The organism is Pseudomonas sp. F01002, from assembly GCF_004402115.1.
GTDB classification, from domain to species: domain Bacteria; phylum Pseudomonadota; class Gammaproteobacteria; order Pseudomonadales; family Pseudomonadaceae; genus Aquipseudomonas; species Aquipseudomonas frigoris.
Map to the genome: position 1 here is coordinate 18,081 of NZ_SOPU01000021.1, position 20,746 is coordinate 38,826.

Below are 20,746 nucleotides of genomic sequence, written 5' to 3' on the forward strand. Positions count from 1 at the left end.
ATCCTTCGGAAATTGGCCGTAGCATGCGGCTCATCATGTAAGTGGACGACATGAGCGAACGAACGACTTCTGCAAGCTGGGCGATGGGGATTGTCAAAGCACTGGAGATGGACGGCCTGGATTGCCGGGTTCTGTTCAAGCAGCTGGGGCTCGACTACGCGGCACTGGATGATCCGGACGCGCGCTTCCCGCAAGATTCCATGACACGACTGTGGCAGCGCGCGGTTGAGCTGTCCGGCAACCCGGCGATTGGCCTGAACATGGGCAAGGTGGTGCGACCGGCCTCTTTCCATGTGGCGGGCTACGCCTTGATGTCAAGTCAGACCCTGGCTGAAGGCTTTCGACGCCTGGTGCGTTATCAGCGGATCATTGCGGAAAGTGCCGACCTGAGTTTCCGATTGTTGGAAGAAGGCTACGCGCTGATTCTGACGGTCCACGGCGACCACCTGCCACCGACCCGGCAGAGTGCCGAAGCGTCACTGGCCTGTGCCCTGGCGCTGTGCGGCTGGCTGACCGGACGCACCCTGCAGCCGCGCAAGGTGCTGGTGCAGGGTGATCAGCCCGTCGATCTCGAACCCTATAAACAAGCCTTCCATGCACCTTTGGTGTTCAACGCGCCGTATGACGCCTTGATCTTCGAACGCGCTGACATGGAGGCACCGCTGCCTACCGCCAATGAGGCGATGGCGCTGTTGCATGACCGGTTTGCCGGTGAGTACCTGGCGCGGTTTTCCGAGAGTCGCGTGACCCACAAGGCGCGACAGGTGCTGTGTCGATTGCTGCCCCAGGGCGAACCCAAGCGCGATACCGTGGCGCAGACGCTGCATCTGTCGCAACGGACCTTGCAGCGACGCTTGCAGGAGGAGGGCACGAGTTTTCAGACGTTGCTGGACGACACTCGACGTGAACTGGCCGAGCAATACCTGGCGCAGCCAACCATGACCCTGCTGGAAATTGCCTACCTGCTGGGGTTCGCCGATCCGAGCAACTTCTTCCGCGCTTTCCGACGCTGGTTCGACACCACCCCCGGCGAGTACCGGACGCGCCTGATGGGCGCACCTGCTCCTGTCAGTGACGCCAGAACGCCGGAATACACAGAACAAACACCGTAATGATCTCGAGTCGGCCCAGTAGCATGCCGAACGAGAGAATCCACTTGGCAGCGTCCGGCAGGGTGGCGAAGTTGCCCGCCGGGCCAATGGTCTCGCCCAGTCCTGGGCCAACGCCGGACACCGTGCTGGCTGCGCCGGTAAGGGCGGTCATCCAGTCCACGCCGAGCAGCGACAACAGCAGCGCGATCACGCAGATGGTGATGGCGAAGAAGAACGAAAAGGTCAGAATCGAACGCACGATCTCTTCGTCGAGGCGGTGACCGTTGTACTTCTGCTTGATTACAGCGCGCGGGTGAATCAACTGGTTAAGGTTGGCCTTGAGCAGGATGTAAGCAACCTGGAAGCGGAAAATCTTGATCCCGCCAGCGGTCGAGCCCGAGCACCCGCCGACAAAACCCAGATAGAAGAACAGCATCAGCGAGAAGTTACCCCACAGGCTGTAGTCCCCGAGTGCGAAACCGGTGGTCGTCACCACCGAGGTCACGTTCAGCGCCACATGCCGCAGCGCCTCCAGCCAATGCAGCTGGGTGGTCCACCAGTACCAGGTGCCAAGCACCAGCCAGGTCACCAGTAACATGCCGAGCAAGCCTTGAACCTGCTGATCCTTGATCAATGCCCTGCGGTTACCGCGCAAGGTCGCTACATACAGGGTGAACGGCAGGCTGCCGAGGATCATGATGACGATCGCCACCCAGTGCACCGCGGGTTGCGTCCACTTGGCCAGAGACTGGTCGGACGTTGAGAAACCGCCGGTGGAAATCGCCGACATCGCGTGGTTGATCGCATCGAACGGGCTCATCCCGGCCCACCAGAACGCCAGGCTGCCGATAATGGTGATGCCGACGTAGGCCGCAACGATCAAACGCGCCACCATGTGCGAACGGGGCATGACTTTTTCGGAACGGTCCGACGACTCGGTCTGAAACAGCCGCATGCCACCGATGCGCAGTAGTGGAAGAATCGCTACCGCCATGCCGATAAAGCCAATGCCGCCGAGCCAGTGCAGCAACGAGCGCCACATCAGGATGCCGGGGGACATGGTGTCCAGGCCGCTGAGCACCGTCGAGCCGGTGGCGGTGATGCCGGACATGCTTTCGAAGAACGAATCGGTGTAGCTGATGCGCTGGGTCAGCAGGAACGGCAGCGCGGCGAAGATGCACACCACCACCCAGCTGCTGACGGTCAGAAGGTACATGTCTCGCGGACGCAGGTGTACGTGTTCGGGGCGACCGGGGATGATCAGCGCGAGGCCGGCGACAAAGGTAATCATGCTGGCCCAGAGGAACGACGGCAGGTCGCTGGTGCGGTCGAATATCACCAGCGTGGCCATGGGCACGACCATGGCGATGGCCAGTGTGATCAGGAAGATGCCGATGATGAAACCAATAGTCCGTAAGGTCGGCAACGCCATGAAGTCCGCTCGGGCTGGAATAGGGAAGGGCGCCATTCTACCTGCGGGGCCTGCTATGTAAACCGGCACTCCCGAGGTGGTTGCAGGGCCTGCCAACAATTATTGCCTGTGCGGCGCAGGCAATAATTGATGGCAGGCCCTAGAATGGCTTCACATTTTTTTCAGGAGGTGGCCGATGCAGGCTCTCGACGCTTTGCTCAACCGTGTTTCCGTTCCACGACTGCTCGAACCGGCACCGACCGCAGAACAACGCGAAGTGCTGTTTGGCGCTGCGATGCGTGCGCCAGACCATGGCCACTTGCAGCCTTGGCGCTTCCTGACAGTCGAAGGCGCGGCGCGCGAGCAAATGGGCGAGTTGCTGGCCGAAGCGGCGAAGCTGCAGGACAGTGAAGTGTCCGAGGCGGCGCTGGACAAGGCGCGTAACGGCCCGCTGCGTGCGCCGCTGGTGGTCGTGGTGATCGCGCGGTTGCAGGATCACGTCAAATATCCGAAGTCCGAACAACTGCTGGCGGCGGGCTGTGCGGCTCACGGGATTTTGCTGGCGGCTTATGCGCAAGGGATTGGCGCGGTGTGGCGCACGGGTGAACTGGCGTATTCGGCGCATGTGGCCAAGGGATTGGGTTTGGCGGAAGGGGAAGAGGTGATTGCGTTTCTTTATCTGGGGACGCCGCAGAAAGAGCCGCGCGTGGCGGAGAAAGTCGACCTGGCTGAATTCGTCAGCGCCTGGCCTGGCGAGATCTGAAGATCAAGAGATCGCAGCCTCGTTTCACTCGACAGCTCCTACAGGTGTACGCATAACCCTTGTAGGAGCTGTCGAGTGAAACGAGGCTGCGATCATTTCGCATCACCGCTACGCTACGGCTGAACAACCGCCCCCGGCACCAACGGCAATTCCAGGCTCGCGATAAACCCGCCATCGGGATGATTGGCCAGCACCAGACTCCCGCCATGCCGCTCCGCCGCACGGCGCGCAATGGCCAATCCCAAACCATGTCCAGCCGCCGTCTGCCCCGGCGCCCGATAGAACGGCTCACCCAACTGGCTCAAATGCGTGGCCTCTACGCCTGGCCCGTGGTCACGCACACTGACCACAATCCGCTCACCCTGACGCACCGCCTGCATTTCAATCGCTTGCCCCACCGGGTTGAACCGCTGAGCGTTGCGCAGCAGGTTGTCGACGGCGCGCTCGATCATCGTCGGCCAGCCTTTAAGGTTCAGCTGCGGCTCGGCCTCAAGGTGCACGTTCTGCTCCGGCGAACCCAATTGAGCATCCTTTTGCAGGGTGTTGAGCAGCGCATTGAGATCAACCTCTTCAGCGCTGGCGTTGTCGGCATCGACCCGGGCCAGTACCAGGATTTCGCTGATCAGCGCTTCCAGCCGGTCGCACTCCCGAGTGAGGCGCGGCCAGAGTTTTTCCCGTTCTTCAGGGTTGGCTCGCTCGGCCAGTGCCAGCGCAATGCGCAGCCGGGCAAGCGGTGAACGCAGCTCATGGGACACATCCCGCAGCAACTGCCGTTGGCTGCCGATCAAACTTTGCAGGCGCGCGCCCATGCGGTTGAAGTCGTTGGCCAGCACGCCGAACTCATCGCGCCGGTTGGCCAGTTTTACCAGGCTGTTTTGTTGGTAGGTGGTTTGCCCCAGATCATGCACCGCGCCGCGCAAGCGGTTGAGTGGGCGAGTAATGGACATCGTCACGAACAGGCTGAACAAGGTCAGGACCACCAGCGCGATACCCAGCGCACTCAACGGCCAGAGCAGGCTTTCGCGATGCCAGGCGTCCAGTTCAGGGTGCGGGATGCGATAAATCAGCAGGTAGGTGTCACCGGTTTTTTCGCTGGTGTACTCCGCCGTCAAACGACGCCATGGCAGGCGGCGATCATCGTTGTTCTGCCGCGCTTCGAAGGCAGCCGCCCTGCGTGGGAAGGTGCCGCGCACCACCGGATCGCCGCTCTCGTTGAGCACTTGAACGTCAATGTGATATTGGCGTTTGCGCTGTTCCAGAATGTCCTGGGCCGCGTCTTCACCCTGTGACTCGTAGGTTTGCGTCCACTGTTCGGCCAAGGTATTGAGGCCCGGATGGCGGCTGAGAATCCACGCGTCCTGGTTGAGCATGTGCCCCAGCAGAATGGAGAGCCCTGCAACCAGAGCGATGGCCAACCAGAAGCTGGCCAGAATACGCCAGAACAATGAGCGCACAGAAAATCCTCAAACAAACACAAATCCAATGTGGGAGCGGGCTTGCTTGCGAAGGCGGTGTATCAGTAAACATCTCTGTATCTGACACACCGCCTTCGCGAGCAAGCCCGCTCCCACATTAAACTGAGTGGCATCAGACCCGACGGTGTTAGCCGTCGGGTCCGGGGGTTAGCGCATTATTGCGCCTTTTGCGGCTGTTGCGCTTTCCAGGCCTTGAACTCGGCCCATTCGGCGCGACGCTCAGCCTGTTTTTTCTGGATCTCGTCGAATTGCTTCTGTTGATCTGGTTTCAGCAAGGCACGCACATCGGCTTCAGCTTTCTTGTGGTTGGCCGCCATTTCATCTTTCATGGCCTTCTGGTCGGCTGGCGAAAGTTTTTCCAGGTACTTGTCGACCACTTGCTGACGCTCATGCATCTGCTCGCCCATGATTTTGCGGATCTGCTCGCGCTGTTCGCGGCTCAGGTCCAGCTGGCTGTACGGGCCTTTGCCGTGCATGCCGTGCATCTGACCGCCATGGCGTGAGCCGTCCATCGGGCCGGCACTTTCAGGCATGGCCATGGCAACGGTTGGCAGGGCGGCAGCGAACATCAGAGCGATAAGAGTCTTGCGCATGGTGAATCTCCTTGTCTCGTTCCCGGTACGTTCCGGATGAGTACAGATTACGGAGATCAAGGTCAGCGGCGGTCAGCGGAGCGTAAAGCTTGGGTAAAGACGATTTCAGATTGACCTGACAAATCCAACACTTTGCCTACTTCTCTCTGAAAGAACTGACCTATGTAGCAGCTGCCGAGCCTGCGAGGCTGCNNGTTCGGCTGCGCAGCAGTCGTAAATCCTGCGCGCTCGGTTCACCTGAAAGTCCGCGGCGTCTGAATTCACGACTGCTTCGCAGCCGAACGCAGCCTCGCGGGCTCGGCAGCTGCTACAAAAAACGGATCGCATGGTTTCAGAGGCTGTAGTAATAGCCGCGGCTGCGCAGGGCCACGATGCGTGGGCGGCCGTCGGGGTGCGGGCCGATCTTTTTGCGCAGGTTGCTGACNNGTGCATGTCCAGGCTACGGTCGTACAGCGTCAGCTTGCGGCCGAGGGCGATTTGCGCCAGTTCCTGTTTATCCAGCGGCTCGCCGGGTTGCTTGAGCAGGGCTTCGAGCAAACGGCTTTCGGAGACGGTGAGGGTGAATTCCTGTTCATCGATGCTGACCACGCCGCGCACCGGACTGAAACACAGGTCGCCCAGTTCCAGCTGGCTGGACACCGCCGCCGGATGGCTGCGGCGCAACACGGCACGCAGCCGGGCTGTCAGTTCCCGTGGGTCGCATGGTTTGGCCAGGTAATCGTCGGCGCCGAGTTCCAGGCCGAGGATGCGGTCCAGCGGCTCGCCGCGAGCCGAGAGCATCAGCACCGGCAAGTCCGGGTGATCGCTGCGCAATTGCTTGAGCAATTCCAGGCCGCTGCCGTCAGGCAGCATCACGTCGAGCACGACGGCAGCCGGGGAGGTTTCGGCCAGCGCACGGCGTGCGCTCTGACCATCGTGGCAGGCGCGGACCTGAAAGCCTTCCTGGCTCAACCAACTGCTCAGGAGCTCACACAGCTCCTGGTCATCATCAATTAATAACAGCTCGCTCATGACTCACTCAATTTAGCCATTGCCTACGTTTTCTGGTGGCACCACTGGCGAAGATACCGCAGAGCAGCGCCAATAGCGCTACTGCGGCGCCGATGACGAACCACTGTTGCTGATCGGTCAATAGACGCGGCAGCGGGCTGCTGGCCTGGGCTTCCTTGAGCTGCAGCTTGAGGCGCTGATTCTCTTGGCGCAACCGGCTCAGCTGGGCGCTTTCGCGTTCGGCATCGATATTTTGCAGTTGTTTGCTCAGTACTTCTCGTTGCTGTTCGCTTACCTTCAAGCGCTGTTGCAACTCGGTGATCTGGCTGCCGGCGCTCAGGGACAGCGGTGTGGAATTACCGCCCTCGGCGCTTTCTTCACCGTGGGCAGGGGCCACAATCGACAACGTCACCAACATCAGACACAACGGACCTTTGCGCATCGCCACTCCTGATTCCAATACGAGTATTGGGCAGGTTGTCGGCCGGTAAACGAGAATAATGAGCGTTGAGCGCGCGATGAACCGATAAGGTTCATCGCGCTGGAGGGATATTACGGCAGGACTTGCTTGAACGGCTTGACCGAAACGTTGGCGTAGACGCCTGCGGCGATATACGGATCAGCGTCGGCCCAGGCCTGTGCGGCGCTCAGGGAGTCGAATTCGGCGACGATCAGGCTACCGGTGAAACCCGCAGCGCCCGGATCATTGCTGTCGACCGCCGGGTGTGGACCGGCCAAAACGATGCGACCTTCACCTTTGAGCACTTGCAGGCGCTCAAGGTGTGCAGGCCGTGCGGCCAGGCGGGCTTCCAGGGAGTTGGCGACGTCTGTGGCAATGATTGCGTAAAGCATGTCAGTCCTCGGTTTTTGGCGTTGTGGTATCGGCGTCGTGCAGGTGGCGGGACAGGTAAATGCCCTGGCCGACCAGGAACAGCAGCGTCATGCCCAGGCTGCCGAAGACTTTGAAGTCGACCCAGTAGTCCTGAAAGGTGAACGCGACGAACAGGTTGGCGGCACCGCAAAACAGGAAAAACCCGATCCAGGCGATGTTCAGACGGGTCCAGACCGGCTCCGGCAGGGTCAGCGCGTGGCCCATGATGCGTTTGATCAGCAGTTGCTCACCGACGAAGTGGCTGCCAATGAACGCCAGGGCGAACAGCCAGTTCACCACCGGGGCTTTCCATTTCAGGAAGGTTTCGCTGTGGAACGCCAGGGTCAGGCTGCCGAAGACCAGGCAGGCGATGAGGGTCAGCCACTGGCTCTTCTCGAGCTTGCGCTGCTTGATGAAGAGCGTGCCGTAAACCACCAGGGAGCTGATGATCAGCATGGCGGTGGCGCTGTAAATACCGCCTACAGTCAACTCATGACCGGCGATGTCGACGACCCGTGGATCGAGTTTGAAGACGATGAAGAACAGCAGAAGCGGGATGAAATCGATGAATTGTTTCACAGTGGCAGCCAGAAGCAGGATGTGGCGGCATAATAACAAACATATGGGCGCGCGATAGCGCCAGCTGATTTGAGGTAAAAAAGCCCCGTGAACGTTGATTTGCACTGCCATAGCACGGCCTCCGATGGCGCTCTCGCGCCTGCAGTACTGGTTGCGCGTGCGTTCGAGAAAGGCGTGCGAGTCCTGGCCTTGACCGATCACGACACTCTCGAGGGCCTCGACGAGGCCCGCAGCACGGCGACTGCGCTGGGGATGCAACTGGTCAATGGCGTCGAATTGTCCTGCACCTGGGGCGGCGCGACCATTCACGTGCTGGGCTATGGTTTCGACGTCAACGCCGCACCCTTGGTCGAGGCCATCGCAAAATTGCACGATGGCCGCTGGTTACGGTCCGAAGAAATTAGCCGCAAGTTGGCGCTTAAAGGCATGCCGGGCGCGCTCGAAGGGGCTCGGGCCATCCAGCAGGAACTGGGCGACAGCGGCAACGCGCCGGCCCGCCCGCATTTCGCCGACTGGATGGTTCGTGAAGGTTTCGTCAAGGACCGCGCAGAAGCGTTCCGCAAATGGCTGGGCGCCGGCAAGCTGGGGGACGTCAAGCAACACTGGCCGACCCTGGAAGACACGGTCGAAACCCTTCGCGCAGCCAAGGCCTGGGTCAGCCTGGCGCATCCATGGCACTACGATTTCACTCGCAGCAAACGTCGCCGGCTGATTGCCGACTATATTCAAGCAGGGGGCCACGCGATCGAAGTGGTCAATGGCCATCAGCCCGCCGAGCAAGTGGGCAGCCTGGCGATTCTCGCCCGTGAGTTCGGTCTGCTGGTCAGCGCCGGCAGTGATTTTCATGGCCCTGGAGGCTGGTCCGAGATCGGTGAGTACCGCCCGCTCCCGGAGGATCTGCCACCACTGTGGTGTCGATTCAAACATGACCCAATTATTGCCGCCGTCTGAACAGGTAGAGAATGTGAGTCAATTTTTCCAGATTCATCCGGAAAACCCGCAAGCGCGCCTGATCAAACAGGCTGTCGAGATCATCCGCAGCGGCGGGGTGGTGATTTATCCTACAGACTCGTCCTACGCCATTGGTTGCCAGATCGGCGACAAGAATGCCGTGGAGCGCGTGCGCCGTTTGAGACAGCTGGACGAAAAGCACAACTTCGCGCTGATTTGCAGCGACCTGTCGCAACTAGGGCTGTTTGCCAAGATCGATACCGGCACCTTCCGCCTGCTTAAAGCTCATCTTCCGGGACCTTACACCTTCATTCTCAACGCCACCCGCGAAGTCCCGCGGCTGTTGTTGCATCCGAAAAAACGCACCATCGGCCTGCGCGTGCCGAGCCATCCGATTGCCCTGGCACTGCTGGAAGAACTCGGCGAACCGCTGATGAGCGTGACGCTGATCATGCCCGGCGACACCGACCCGATGACCGATCCTTACGAAATGCGCCAGTTGCTCGAGCATCAGGTCGACCTGATCATCGACGGCGGTTTTGGCGGGATCAAGGCGTCCACCGTGATCAACCTCGCCGATGGCGAGCCGGAAGTGATCCGCGTTGGTTGCGGCGACCCGACGCCGTTCATGGCCGAGGCGTAGATGTCTGCAGTAGAACCCGTTGTCGACAGTCAGGCCGGAGCCCAGCAAGAGCTGCCCTTCGCGATGGTCTATGGCCAGGCGGTCATGGAAATGCCGCTGGACCTATACATTCCGCCGGATGCGCTTGAAGTCTTTCTCGAGGCCTTCGAAGGCCCCCTCGACCTGCTGCTGTACCTGATCCGCAAACAGAACATCAACATCCTCGACATCCCGGTGGCGGAAATCACCCGGCAGTACATGGGCTATGTCGAGTTGATGCAGTCGGTGCGCCTGGAGTTGGCCGCCGAGTACCTGGTCATGGCCGCGATGCTGGCCGAGATCAAGTCGCGGATGCTGCTGCCGCGTGCCGAAACGATCGAGGCCGAAGAAGACGATCCTCGCGCTGAACTGATCCGCCGCTTGCAAGAGTACGAACGCTTCAAGGCTGCTGCTGAAGGCATCGATGGCCTGAGCCGTGTGGGTCGTGACGTGGTAGTCCCCAAGCTCGACGCCCCGGAAGCCCGGGCACGCAAGCTGTTGCCGGATGTGCGCTTGTCAGAGCTGCTGTTGTCCATGGCCGAGGTCCTGCGCCGTGGCGACATGTTCGAAAGTCACCAGGTCAGCCGCGAGGCACTGTCCACCCGCGAACGCATGAGCGATGTGCTGGAGCGCCTCAAGGGCGGCGGTTTCGTGCCCTTTGCCGAGCTGTTCACCGCTGAGGAAGGACGTCTGGGGGTGGTGGTAACCTTTATGGCGATTCTCGAACTGGTCAAGGAATCCTTGGTCGAGCTGGTGCAGAATGAGCCGTTCGCAGCGATCCACGTGCGGGCCCGAGCCGAATAACGAGTTGAATCATGAACCTGACTGAACCCCGCGAGCTGGCGCCATTGCTTGAAGCCTTTCTGTTGGCCTCGGGAAAACCGCAATCGCTTGAACGCCTGTTCGAACTCTTCGAAGAGGGCGAGCGGCCGGAGCCGCCAGTCTTCAAGAAAGCGCTGACGATTCTCGCCAAGTCCTGCGACGGCCGGGCCTTCGAGCTGAAGGAAGTGGCCTCCGGGTATCGCTTGCAGATCCGCGAAAAGTTCTCGCCGTGGGTAGGACGTTTGTGGGAAGAGCGGCCGCAGCGCTATTCCCGCGCCATGCTCGAAACCATTGCGCTGATTGCCTATCGTCAGCCGATCACCAGGGGCGAGATCGAAGACGTGCGGGGTGTGGCAGTCAACAGTCACATCGTCAAAACTTTGCTGGAGCGCGAGTGGATCCGCATCGTCGGCTACCGCGACGTGCCGGGTAAGCCGGCGATGTTCGCGACCACCAAGGCCTTTCTCGATCACTTCAACCTGAAAAACCTCGACGATTTGCCACCGCTGGCCGAATTGCGCGAGCTGGAGCCAGACCCGGTGCTCGATTTCGATGACGCGCCGGTCCCGGCAAGTTTGCAGGAACTGGCGGATGCCAGCGCCGAGCCGGAGGAGCCCAAGGAGGAAACCAGTTTCCATACGCTGCTGTTGGAGCTGGACACCATGGAGGAGGGGCTCAAGACCGACTTTGATGACATTCTGCGCGATAGCGCTGTGACGGAATCTGAAGAGGTGCTGGATCAGCCTGAGCCGGAAATCGAAGTTGAACTTCAGGTCGAGCCAGAAGCCACAGTCGAAGAAGAGCAGAAAGATGATGTGCTTGGCGTTGCCGAAGCTCGCGAGAAACTCCTGGCTGCTGTCGCCGCGCTTGAACAGCACAAGCCAGAGCCCGAGTTGACCGACGAAGAAGCCGAAGCCCGGGCCCTTGCTGAAGCGATCGAAGCCGAACGCCGCGAATTCGACGACTGACCCAAGTCCTATGGGCAATGGAGATCCCTGTGGGAGCGAGCTTGCTCGCGATAGCGGTGGGTCTGGCAACGATGATGTCGACTGACACTCCCTCTTCGCGAGCAAGCCCGCTCCCACATTGAAATGTGTTCGCAGGAGTAACTGATGAGTTCAACAAAAGACCCCTGCATCAGCATCTGCAAATTCACCGACGACATCTGCCTCGGCTGCGGCCGCAGCAAGCGCGAGATCAAGGCCTGGAAGAAACTCGACAAGACTGACAAGCGCACAGTCCTCGCCGAAGCCTCGCTGCGATTGATCAAGCTCGGCGCCACCGGTCGGCGGAAAAACAAGTAAGTCTCCATTGATCAGCTAGTCTCTGATGCGCGAACGCTCCCATGAGCGTATGATTCGCGACCCTTCGGCGATCCCTTCGCCGGAGTACCAGCTTTCAACTCTTCAGGACCCTCACTTCAGAGCTGCCTGAACAGACCACACCGGGAGGTGCCCAGATGAGTATCAACGACCAGAAAGACGACCAGGAAATCGGCCCAGCAGGCGAAAAACTGCAGAAAGTCCTCGCCCGTATCGGCGTCGGCTCGCGCCGTGACGTAGAAGCCTGGATCAGCCACGGCCGCATCAAGGTCAATGGCAAAGACGCCACCCTCGGGCAGCGCGTCGACATGCACGACGCCATCACCATTGATGGCAAGGTGATCAAGCGCGAAGAAGCCGCCGAGTCGGTACGCCGCGTGATCATGTACAACAAGCCGGACGGCGAAATCTGCACCCGCCTTGATCCGGAAGGCCGTCCGACCGTTTTCGACAAGATGCCGCGCCCGAAAGAAGGTCGCTGGATCAACATCGGTCGTCTGGACATCAACACCACCGGCCTACTGATGTTCACCACCGACGGTGAGCTGGCCAACCGCCTGATGCACCCTTCCTACGAAATGGACCGTGAATACGCGGTACGTGTGCGTGGCGAAGTCGATGACGAGATGATCGAGCGTCTGAAAGCAGGCGTCGTCCTCGAAGACGGCCCGGCCAAGTTCACCGACATCAAGCAGGCGCCAGGCGGAGAAGGTTTCAACCATTGGTATCACTGCGTGGTGATGGAAGGTCGCAACCGCGAAGTCCGTCGTCTGTGGGAATCCCAAGGCCTGGTGGTCAGCCGTCTGAAGCGCGTGCGTTTCGGCCCGGTGTTCCTCAACTCCGACCTGCCGATGGGCCGCTGGCGCGAAATGAGCCAGTACGAAGTCGACATTCTGAGTGCCGAAGTTGGCCTGACGCCTGTGGCCATGCCGCAGATGAACGCCAAGAGCAAAGACAAGCTCGACCGCATGCAGCGTAAATCGTCGCGTCCAATGGGCAAGACCGAGCGCGTGCGTTCGTTGCGTCCAGCCATCGGTAACCAGACCGCTGCTACATCGCGTGACTCCCGTGAACCGCAAATCGAAGGCGAGCGCCCCGCCCGCAAGCCAGCAGCACCTCGTGCTGACGGCGAGCGCGGTCCACGCACTCCGCGTCCGGCCAACGGTCGCACTGAGCGTGGCGAAGGTCGCGGTGCGCCAAGCGGCGGTCGTAGCGATCGCGGTGCTCCAGCCGGTCGTGGCGAGTCTCGTGGTGAGTCGGGTCGCGGTACGCCGGTGGCAGACCGTCCTTCCGACACCAAGCGCCCGGCCAAGGCACCGGCGAAGAAGCGTCCAGGCATCGTTCTCGTCGACAAGGACGCTCCATCGGGCAAACGCCGTGGTGCGCCAGCCGGTTCGGGCCAGCGTCCGGGCTTCGGTCGTCGCAAGCCTGAGTAATCGGTAAGCGCAACATGAAAACGCCAACCTTCGGGTTGGCGTTTTTTTTGCCTGGTTTAAGAGGTGCAGTGTTTGTGAGTCAGCCATCGCGAGCAAGCTCGCTCCCACAGGTGACTGTGTTGTCTCATGGAAATGCGATCCACTGTAGGAGCGAGCTTGCTCCGGGCGGCGTTCCGACGATGAGGCCAGTAGCGGCACCGCCTACTTTGTGGCTAAAACACAAACCGCCCATCAAACACCGGCTCATCATCCAGCGCCAACACGCCGCTGGAGAAGATCAGGTCCAGATGATGGCTACCCTTCGCGCCACCGCCCAACCCGAGATGCAGCCCGCAATGGCGCTCCTCGAACCCGGCATTGCGCGCATACAACGCTTTAACGCCTTCATTGGTGCCAATCCCCAGCTCCTCGATGCGCCGGTTGGATGGATTGGCCTCCAGGTACTTGTTGAAGTCATGTTCCAGCCCCGGCACCTCGGTGGCGATTTTGCTGATGGTCGAGTTTTCGATCCACAACTCTAGCGGCGACTCCAGCACCCCGTATTTGCGGGCAAATGGAATGGTGCTGAGAAAAGTCCCCATGAACTTGACCCGGCCGTTAATGGCTTCGCTGTGCGTGGCAATTTCACCGGGCGCCAGATCGAAGTTGCCGACACCGTTGATGTCGGTCCACTTCTTGATACTGCTCAACGGTGTTTCGAACCACGAGCCGTGATCATCTTTGAAACTTAACGTAGTGGCATGGGACATGCGCTGGATCAAGTGGCTGTTCAACCCGGCAATGCGCTGCGGGGTGACACTGAACGTGTCGTAGAAGTAATCGCCGTAATCCTTGAACAGCAGCGACTTCTTCCAGTTCTCGGCCATGACGCCTTGCAGCGCGCGGACAAATTCCGGGCCGTCGGGGCGTGGGTTGGGCAGGGTGGAAGAGTCGTAGAAAAAAATGTACAGATTGCTGTCGGCAATCGCCTGGGCCAGCAACTCCGTGGGTTCCAGATCCAGTCGCATTGCGCTGAAACTGAAGCGTGGGCTGGCACCGGCCTGTTCGGCGATGGCGCCCGTCAGTGCCTGGTAATCAGCCGTGTGGCCGAGCAAGACCTTCGCCGGGTTGATGCCGGCAAGGGCAGGGTGATGTTCGAGGTAATAAAGGAAATGCGAAATGGCGCGTTGCTTATCCATGTAGTCCTCCCTGACAAACCGAGAAAAAGTGGCAGGCACAACCGGCCGGATCGTGCCTGCCGGGATGTGTTACAGAGGCCACATCGCCGTGCCAAACGGAACAACCGCATCGGCTTGCATCATTTCAACGGCGGCGTCATGGGTCGGTGCTTCAAACCAATCGTCCAGTTGCAGTTCAGTTTCCAAGTCTTTTTCCATAGCTTGCATGGTGAATCTCCTAGATGACTTTTGAGTAAGAACAACTTGCCTGTCGATGCGTCTCGGCAAGTCGCTGAAACCTAGTTCACAGGTTTTTAAATTGCAAAAAAATAATCAAATAAGATTTGTTTGAACTTTTTATTCTGTTTTTAATTAGACAATTTGTTAATAAAAAACAAAAAACTAACTCGACCTTTGCCTAAGGAAACGTCTTACCGTCAATTTGCAGTCAACCTACAGCGAGATCTGATTCGGCAAATTTACGTTACGCCATGTAAAGAAATGCTGACGAAATCAAGCCTCAAAGCCCTTGGTTTGACGCTTGCGGAAGGGATGTAAGGAAAACCTTCCGCCTAATGGCCAATTAACCTTTCCGCAGGGCTCTGGCCCGCTTGTTTCAGGCTCGGTTGAAGGGTGAGATGCGCCCCATGCCTGTCGTGCAGGTGCATAACAAGAAGGAGGCGCAATGTACGCCGTGACTCATCTCCATCTCTCCCCGTGGAGCGATTTTTCCGTCGCTTCCGTCAATGACCGGCAAAGGTCTGACTCAATTTTTGCAGCCGCCCGAGCCCCTCGAGACGGACACAGGCAATCCCGGCAAATGACACGCTGATCCAGTGGTGTCTGGCAGCAGGGGGTTACAGGTGTACAATGCGCCGCGTTTTAACTGTGACCTCCTGCGCATCTGCGCAAACCTCAAGGCTATCCGCCTTGTTCACTCCGCCGCGCCACAAGCGTGTCGGGTTCGATTTCGTCACAGATAAAAACAAACAGGTGACGCATGACCGTTGTAAAAACGCTGAACTCCTTTTGCCTTCGCTGGGGTTTGATCGGCGCTGCTTGAAATCGCAACCGAGCAGCAACGTCTAACGAACATCATCAAACCTTGCGTGAGACCCTTTTCATGAGTGGACAAAACTCGCATTCAGGCGAGCTGAAACGCGGCCTGAAAAATCGCCATATTCAACTGATTGCCCTCGGTGGCGCGATCGGTACCGGGCTATTCCTCGGCTCGGCCGGCGTCCTGAAATCCGCCGGCCCGTCGATGATCCTCGGCTACGCCATCTGCGGCTTCATTGCTTTCATGATCATGCGCCAGCTCGGCGAAATGATCGTCGAAGAGCCGGTCGCCGGTTCCTTCAGCCACTTCGCCCATAAATACTGGGGCGGTTTCGCCGGCTTCCTGTCGGGCTGGAACTGCTGGATTCTGTACATTCTGGTGGGCATGTCGGAGCTGACTGCGGTCGGCAAGTACATCCACTACTGGGCGCCGGACATCCCGACCTGGGTTTCGGCAGCCGGGTTCTTCGTCCTGATCAATCTGATCAACCTGGCCAACGTTAAAGTGTTCGGTGAGGCCGAGTTCTGGTTCGCGATCATCAAGGTCGTGGCCATCGTCGGCATGATTGCGCTCGGTAGCTACCTGCTGGTCAGCGGCAACGGGGGCCCGCAAGCGTCGGTGACCAACCTGTGGGCCCACGGCGGCTTCTTCCCGAATGGCGTCAGCGGCCTGGTGATGGCCATGGCGATCATCATGTTCTCCTTCGGCGGCCTGGAAATGCTCGGTTTCACCGCAGCGGAAGCCGACAAGCCGAAAACCGTGATCCCGAAAGCCATCAACCAGGTGATCTACCGGATCCTGATCTTCTACATCGGTGCGTTGGTTATCCTGCTTTCGCTGACACCATGGGACAGCCTGTTGGCAACCCTGAATGCGTCGGGTGATTCCTACAGTGGCAGCCCGTTCGTGCAAGTATTCTCAATGCTCGGCAGTAACACCGCGGCGCACATCCTCAACTTTGTGGTCCTGACCGCGGCATTGTCGGTGTACAACAGCGGCACCTACTGCAACAGCCGCATGCTGCTGGGCATGGCCGAGCAGGGCGATGCGCCGAAAGCCTTGTCGAAAATCGACAAGCGCGGCGTGCCGGTGCGTTCGATCCTGGCCTCGGCGGCGGTGACGTTGATCGCCGTGTTGCTGAACTACCTGATCCCGCAAAACGCGCTGGAACTGTTGATGTCGCTGGTGGTTGCCACCCTGGTGATCAACTGGGCGATGATCAGCTTCTCGCACTTCAAGTTCCGCCAGCACATGAACAAAACCAAGCAGACGCCGCTGTTCAAGGCCTTGTGGTACCCGTACGGGAACTACATCTGCCTGGCGTTCGTGGTGTTCATTCTGGGCGTAATGCTGCTGATTCCGGGGATTCAGATCTCGGTGTATGCGATTCCAGTGTGGGTCGCGTTCATGTGGATTTGCTACGGCATCAAGAATAAGCGTCGTGACCGGCATGCGTTGCACGCGGCAAACGCGAAGTAAGCGCAGCACGCAGAAACAACAAACCCGGCCATGTGCCGGGTTTGTTGTTTTCGGGATTTACACAAATCCCCTGTGGGAGCGGCGGTGCGGCGATCCCACAGGGGATCTTCGGCGTGCCGGGGATCTGATTCGCGGTATCCTGCGTGTTCTGAATACGGACGCTTTTCCATGCTGGTGATTTCCAACAACGTGCATCTGCCGGATGCCGAGATCGAGTTGACCGCCATCCGTGCCCAGGGCGCTGGTGGGCAGAACGTCAACAAGGTCTCCAGCGCGGTGCACCTGCGTTTCGACATTCCGGCCTCGTCCTTGCCCGAGTTCTACAAGGAACGGTTGCTGGCGCTGCGCGACAGTCGCATCACCAGCGAAGGGGTGTTGATCATCAAGGCCCAGCAATACCGCACGCAGGAAGCCAATCGTGCGGATGCGCTGGAACGGCTGACCGAGTTGATCCTCAGTGCCACCAAGGTCGAAAAGAAACGTCGTCCGACCAAACCGACCCTCGGTTCGAAGAAGCGTCGGCTCGAATCCAAAAGCAAGCGTGGCAACATCAAGGCAGGGCGCGGCAAGGTGGATTTCTGAGTCGATAGCAAGTCAAAGCGATGATTCGACTGGTTGCAGTCTTGTTCCTTATTTCCATTTCTTTGGATGGGTATTGCGAAATACTTTGGTTTGATAACGTTATAACGCCCTGAATCCGTTGGGTACTGTCATGTTTGACAGGTTACGTGATCTTTTTGATGCCGTTTAATGTTCTTGGGAACTTCCCCTGATTTTACGGATTAAGTAGAAATGAATCATTCCAACGATGAGCTGCGCCTCACGTCTACGCGCGGCAGTGTGGATTATAATTTTGGTGTGGCGGGCAAGGTTTATTTATATGACGGCCCGGAAAATACATCCCTGCACCCCCGCGCGATCCATGTATTTCCTGACGGTAAAATGCTTTGTGCCGCGAGCTCTGAATCGCTGCAGATGACTTACCTGATTATGCTGGACGAACGAGGTGTTATTGATGAGGCATTTGGAATGGCGGGAAAGTGCCGATTTAAAGTGCCTGATTACTTTCCAAGTGTAAAGTTTGGACAGCCTTTTGCGCTGCAGTACGACCACAAGCGTAAAAAGATTGTAATGGGGTTTTATGCTGCGGGTGATATCTATACGCCTTGGTTAGGCGCTGCAAGATTCGACTTGAATGGCAGTCTGGACCAAACTTTCGGTGTCGGCGGAGTGATGGTGTGTGAGTATGATCTGAGCAGTGAGGAGCTTGCGGCGCTGTCTTCTCGCGACAACAGCATTGAAAGTCCAAGTGCCCTCGGCTACTCGCCTTCGATGGTGGTGATGGAAGACGGCAGTATTATGTTCTCCTCCCTCCTGACAATCGCGAGGACCTATGCGGTTTTAACGAGAGTGGACTGTGGTGGTGTATTGGATAGATCATTCGGGGGAAGGGGGTTTGTAATTATCAATCATAAAAATCGAAGCACAAAAACAGAAGATCTTATACGGCAAGGTGAAAAAGTTTTGCTGGCTGCCAATTCCAGCAGGCAGTGGGAAGGTGAATGGTTCGTTGGGCGATACAATGCTGACGGTAGTCTGGATGAAAGTTTTGCAACGGGTGGGTATTACGACTCTCGCTCGGGTGTCAAATCACGTCTGTTGTGGAGAGAGGACGAGAAAGAGCTCTACATTATTGGTACGAGTGCCAACACGGCCGGACAGCATTTATATGTTAACGTTCAGCGCATAGGCGTTGATGGTCAGGAGGATCCGCATTACGGCGATCGAGGTTGGTCTGGCTCCTTGGATAATTCATTCATCGGTCAAACCGTCATCTGGCAGGTTGCGCTGTACAACTCAGGATCGACCATTGTGTTGGCAGGCCATGTTGAACTCAATTCGAACGACCGGCGAACAGTCATCGCGAGTATCGAGCAGGATATGGGGTGGGATGGCGCGTTCGGTAACGAAGGGCGGGTCATGTTGGGCGCAGAAGTCGTGGTGCATGCGCTGGCTGTACAGGCTGATCGCAAGGTCGTTTATATTTCAAGTGCGAACAACGCTCTCGAAACTTTTGCAATCAATCGATTGCACGGTTGAGTGCTTGGGTCATTTGCCGCGGTAGGAGCAGCGAAGCATCTCAAGAATAGAGAGCGTGGGCATACACCATTGACCGTTCAGCCCTGTGCGACTGAGCGGTCAGTTTTTATTAACGACTTTTTGGTTGTTCAATAGTGACGCGTTTTTTGCCGTTGCAAGTAAATGCTCAAGATCAAGCCGCTCAACGCGGCGAGGGCGGCGAACAGGAAGATCGAGGCAAAGCCAAAGCCTGCTGCAACGGCACCCGCCACTGGCCCGGTGATCCCCAGCGACAAATCGATAAACAACGAATAAGCCCCGACTGCCGCACCACGGCTGGACGCCGGCACCAGGTTGACCGCTTCCACGCCCAGTGCCGGGAACACCAGCGAGAAGCCGAACCCGCTCAATGCCGCACCCGCCAGTGCCCAATGGGCGTCCGGTGCCAGCCATAGCAGCAACAACCCAAGCGTTTCCACCGACAGGCAGGCAATCGCTACGCGAAAGCCGCCGAGGCGGTTGATCAGGTTGCCGAACAGCAGCCGCGCACCAATGAAACTGGCACCGAACAGGCTCAAGCAAAGTACCGCATTGGACCAATGCTGAGTCGCGTAATAGAGGGTGATGAAGGTGGCGATGGTGCCGAAGCCGATCGAGCCCAGCGCCAGACCGCACCCATGTGGCAGCACTCGCCCCAGCACATGCATGAACGGCAAGCGTTCACCGACAACGATTGGCGCGGCGGTTTTCGGCCAGGCCAGCACGAGGCCGAGGACGGCCAGCAGCACGATGCTCACGCCCATGCTCCACAAACCCAATTCACCGACCAGCCACACCCCCAGCGGGGCGCCAATGGCGATGGCGCCATAGCTGGCGATGCCGTTCCAAGAGATGACTTTGGCGGTGTTGACCGCACCGACCCGGCCAATGCCCCAGCCGATCGAACCCGAACCCACCAGGCTTTCCGCGCTGCCAAGCACTAATCGGCCGATCAACAGGCTGATCAGGCTGAGCATCGGCAGGCTCTGGGTCCAGGCCGAAATCAGCATGAACACTCCACTCAAACCGCAGCCGGCGAGGCCGTACATTACGGCGAGTTTGCTGCCCTTGTTGTCGATGATTTTCCCGGCATAAGGACGGCTGAGCAGGGTGGCCAGGTATTGCACGCTGATCACCAGGCCGGCGATTACGGCGCCGAAGCCCAGATCGCTGTGGACATAGCCCGGCAACACGGCCAGGGGAATGCCGATATTCAGGTAGCCGATGAAGGTGAACAGGACGATGGAAACGACTTGCAGCGTGACCGCCAGGGGGCGCTGGTTTTCAGACATGGGTAAAGATCCACGGGGAAGCAGGATAGATAGGCTGCTTATGATAGCGGCGGGAGCGGCTGCGGGTCGTGGAAAAAGTAAAACTATTTGTCGGGCGGGGATGAATCAGGGCTTTGCGGGGGCAACCAGTTGTGTCGTGACCAGGGCGGCCAGGGCGTTTTCTTCGCTACCGAAACGGGCGAGCAGCGCGGCTTGTTTCTCGGGGGAAAGGCGATTCCAGATCTCGATCATCTTCTCGGCGGTGCCGATCAGGACGCTGGCTTGGGTTTCGCTAAAGTCATCGGTCATGGTGGGGCTCAAGGGTTCAGGCGGTGTGGAAAGCGCATGTTAGCGCTTTCCACACGGTCTGGCATTGCAGGTGAATCAGTCTTCGCTGTCGGCCTTGCGGCGTTCAGTGGCTTCTTTTGGCTCGGGCTGTTGGGCACCGGCTTGTTGCGTGGGCGTCTGCTCAGTTTCGTGCAGGCTTGGGAAGGGGAGATTAGGGATCTCGTGCATATCGCGCTCCTCGCAAAGTCTGTTGATAGATCTGGTAGATCCGCGCTTTAAAAAAAAAGCCTGGGAAGGATACAGCAGGAGAAATGACAAATAGACTTTTATATCCAATTGTTGCGACGGATGGGATTGTCTAGACAGGTCTGGAAGAGGGAGCGACACAAAACAAAGCGGGCTTGCTCC

The 20,746-nt window shown here is 58.6% G+C and carries 22 protein-coding genes and 1 pseudogene; 11 read left to right on the forward strand and 12 right to left on the reverse strand.

The genetic code is table 11. The annotated features are described in order from the left end of the window. Nucleotides 1-50: 50 nt before the first annotated feature. Complete coding sequence (locus E3W21_RS18225) at nt 51-1,112, forward strand: AraC family transcriptional regulator (RefSeq protein WP_218570169.1); 1,062 nt, start codon at nt 51-53, stop codon at nt 1,110-1,112. Here E3W21_RS18225 and E3W21_RS18230 read toward each other — a convergent pair. Then, complete coding sequence (locus tag E3W21_RS18230) at nt 1,069-2,523, reverse strand: TrkH family potassium uptake protein (protein ID WP_134421344.1); 1,455 nt, start codon at nt 2,521-2,523, stop codon at nt 1,069-1,071. The two genes, E3W21_RS18225 and E3W21_RS18230, sit on opposite strands and share 44 nt — an antisense overlap. 175 nt (nt 2,524-2,698) lie before the next feature. On the opposite strand from E3W21_RS18230, the gene E3W21_RS18235 reads away from it, so the two are divergent. Next, entirely contained in the window at nt 2,699-3,265 is a 567-nt protein-coding gene (locus E3W21_RS18235) for an NAD(P)H nitroreductase (RefSeq protein WP_129442116.1), read from the forward strand. Between the two features lie 113 nt (nt 3,266-3,378). Here the strand turns inward: E3W21_RS18235 and E3W21_RS18240 are convergent, their stop codons facing one another. From E3W21_RS18240 to E3W21_RS18265, 6 genes and pseudogenes are all read right to left on the reverse strand, one after another. Next, complete coding sequence (locus tag E3W21_RS18240; protein WP_134421345.1) at nt 3,379-4,719, reverse strand: cell wall metabolism sensor histidine kinase WalK; 1,341 nt, start codon at nt 4,717-4,719, stop codon at nt 3,379-3,381. A 176-nt stretch (nt 4,720-4,895) separates the two neighbouring features. Next, the gene (locus E3W21_RS18245; protein ID WP_134421346.1) at nt 4,896-5,333 is read right to left on the reverse strand and encodes a Spy/CpxP family protein refolding chaperone; all 438 of its coding nucleotides are present in this window, start codon (nt 5,331-5,333) and stop codon (nt 4,896-4,898) included. Nucleotides 5,334-5,664: 331 nt separating this feature from the next. Further along, nucleotides 5,665-6,344, reverse strand: a pseudogene (locus E3W21_RS18250) (response regulator transcription factor). 7 nt (nt 6,345-6,351) lie between these two features. Next, nucleotides 6,352-6,765 carry a translation initiation factor 2 gene (locus E3W21_RS18255; protein WP_134421347.1) on the reverse strand — a complete coding sequence of 138 codons (414 nt, stop codon included), beginning with the start codon at nt 6,763-6,765 and terminating at the stop codon, nt 6,352-6,354. 110 nt (nt 6,766-6,875) lie between these two features. Further along, nucleotides 6,876-7,175 carry a YciI family protein gene (locus E3W21_RS18260; RefSeq protein WP_008156126.1) on the reverse strand — a complete coding sequence of 100 codons (300 nt, stop codon included), beginning with the start codon at nt 7,173-7,175 and terminating at the stop codon, nt 6,876-6,878. Nucleotide 7,176: 1 nt separating this feature from the next. Continuing rightward, nucleotides 7,177-7,773 (reverse strand): septation protein A, encoded by a 597-nt coding sequence (locus E3W21_RS18265; RefSeq protein ID WP_033053479.1) that lies wholly within the window; start codon nt 7,771-7,773, stop codon nt 7,177-7,179. Nucleotides 7,774-7,860: 87 nt separating this feature from the next. Between E3W21_RS18265 and E3W21_RS18270 the strand changes: the two genes are divergently transcribed. From E3W21_RS18270 to rluB, 6 genes are all read left to right on the forward strand, one after another. Then, nucleotides 7,861-8,724: a PHP domain-containing protein gene (locus E3W21_RS18270; RefSeq protein WP_046046431.1), complete on the forward strand. Its 864-nt coding sequence runs from the start codon at nt 7,861-7,863 to the stop codon at nt 8,722-8,724. Nucleotides 8,725-8,737: 13 nt separating this feature from the next. Further along, nucleotides 8,738-9,367, forward strand: coding sequence for an L-threonylcarbamoyladenylate synthase (locus tag E3W21_RS18275; protein WP_033056081.1), 630 nt, complete (start codon nt 8,738-8,740; stop codon nt 9,365-9,367). Beyond that, entirely contained in the window at nt 9,368-10,189 is an 822-nt protein-coding gene (locus E3W21_RS18280; protein WP_008156118.1) for a ScpA family protein, read from the forward strand. Nucleotides 10,190-10,200: 11 nt separating this feature from the next. Then, nucleotides 10,201-11,175 (forward strand): SMC-Scp complex subunit ScpB, encoded by a 975-nt coding sequence (gene scpB / locus E3W21_RS18285; protein ID WP_134421348.1) that lies wholly within the window; start codon nt 10,201-10,203, stop codon nt 11,173-11,175. 144 nt (nt 11,176-11,319) lie between these two features. Then, entirely contained in the window at nt 11,320-11,511 is a 192-nt protein-coding gene (locus E3W21_RS18295; RefSeq protein WP_134421349.1) for a DUF1289 domain-containing protein, read from the forward strand. A gap of 155 nt (nt 11,512-11,666) precedes the next feature. Further along, on the forward strand, nt 11,667-12,965 hold the full coding sequence (gene rluB / locus E3W21_RS18300) for a 23S rRNA pseudouridine(2605) synthase RluB (RefSeq protein WP_134421350.1): 1,299 nt from the start codon (nt 11,667-11,669) through the stop codon (nt 12,963-12,965). A gap of 212 nt (nt 12,966-13,177) precedes the next feature. Here the strand turns inward: rluB and E3W21_RS18305 are convergent, their stop codons facing one another. Both E3W21_RS18305 and E3W21_RS31195 read right to left on the reverse strand, forming a co-directional pair. Then, complete coding sequence (locus E3W21_RS18305) at nt 13,178-14,143, reverse strand: leucyl aminopeptidase (protein ID WP_134421351.1); 966 nt, start codon at nt 14,141-14,143, stop codon at nt 13,178-13,180. A gap of 69 nt (nt 14,144-14,212) precedes the next feature. Then, nucleotides 14,213-14,350 carry a hypothetical protein gene (locus E3W21_RS31195; RefSeq protein WP_166793841.1) on the reverse strand — a complete coding sequence of 46 codons (138 nt, stop codon included), beginning with the start codon at nt 14,348-14,350 and terminating at the stop codon, nt 14,213-14,215. An 895-nt stretch (nt 14,351-15,245) separates the two neighbouring features. Between E3W21_RS31195 and E3W21_RS18310 the strand changes: the two genes are divergently transcribed. From E3W21_RS18310 to E3W21_RS18320, 3 genes are all read left to right on the forward strand, one after another. Beyond that, nucleotides 15,246-16,661, forward strand: a complete 1,416-nt coding sequence (locus E3W21_RS18310; RefSeq protein WP_129442136.1) for an amino acid permease — start codon at nt 15,246-15,248, stop codon at nt 16,659-16,661. Nucleotides 16,662-16,829: 168 nt separating this feature from the next. Further along, a complete protein-coding gene (arfB, locus tag E3W21_RS18315; protein WP_134421352.1) occupies nt 16,830-17,243 on the forward strand; it encodes an alternative ribosome rescue aminoacyl-tRNA hydrolase ArfB in 414 nt (137 codons plus the stop codon). 210 nt (nt 17,244-17,453) lie between these two features. Continuing rightward, nucleotides 17,454-18,761 carry a hypothetical protein gene (locus tag E3W21_RS18320; protein WP_134421353.1) on the forward strand — a complete coding sequence of 436 codons (1,308 nt, stop codon included), beginning with the start codon at nt 17,454-17,456 and terminating at the stop codon, nt 18,759-18,761. 128 nt (nt 18,762-18,889) lie between these two features. Here the strand turns inward: E3W21_RS18320 and E3W21_RS18325 are convergent, their stop codons facing one another. The 3 genes from E3W21_RS18325 to E3W21_RS31440 all read right to left on the reverse strand — a co-directional run. After that, nucleotides 18,890-20,071 carry an MFS transporter gene (locus tag E3W21_RS18325; protein ID WP_134421354.1) on the reverse strand — a complete coding sequence of 394 codons (1,182 nt, stop codon included), beginning with the start codon at nt 20,069-20,071 and terminating at the stop codon, nt 18,890-18,892. A gap of 105 nt (nt 20,072-20,176) precedes the next feature. Then, complete coding sequence (locus E3W21_RS18330; protein WP_008030471.1) at nt 20,177-20,359, reverse strand: hypothetical protein; 183 nt, start codon at nt 20,357-20,359, stop codon at nt 20,177-20,179. Nucleotides 20,360-20,434: 75 nt separating this feature from the next. Continuing rightward, on the reverse strand, nt 20,435-20,746 hold a 312-nt coding region (locus tag E3W21_RS31440), incomplete at its 5' end, for a hypothetical protein (RefSeq protein WP_218570170.1).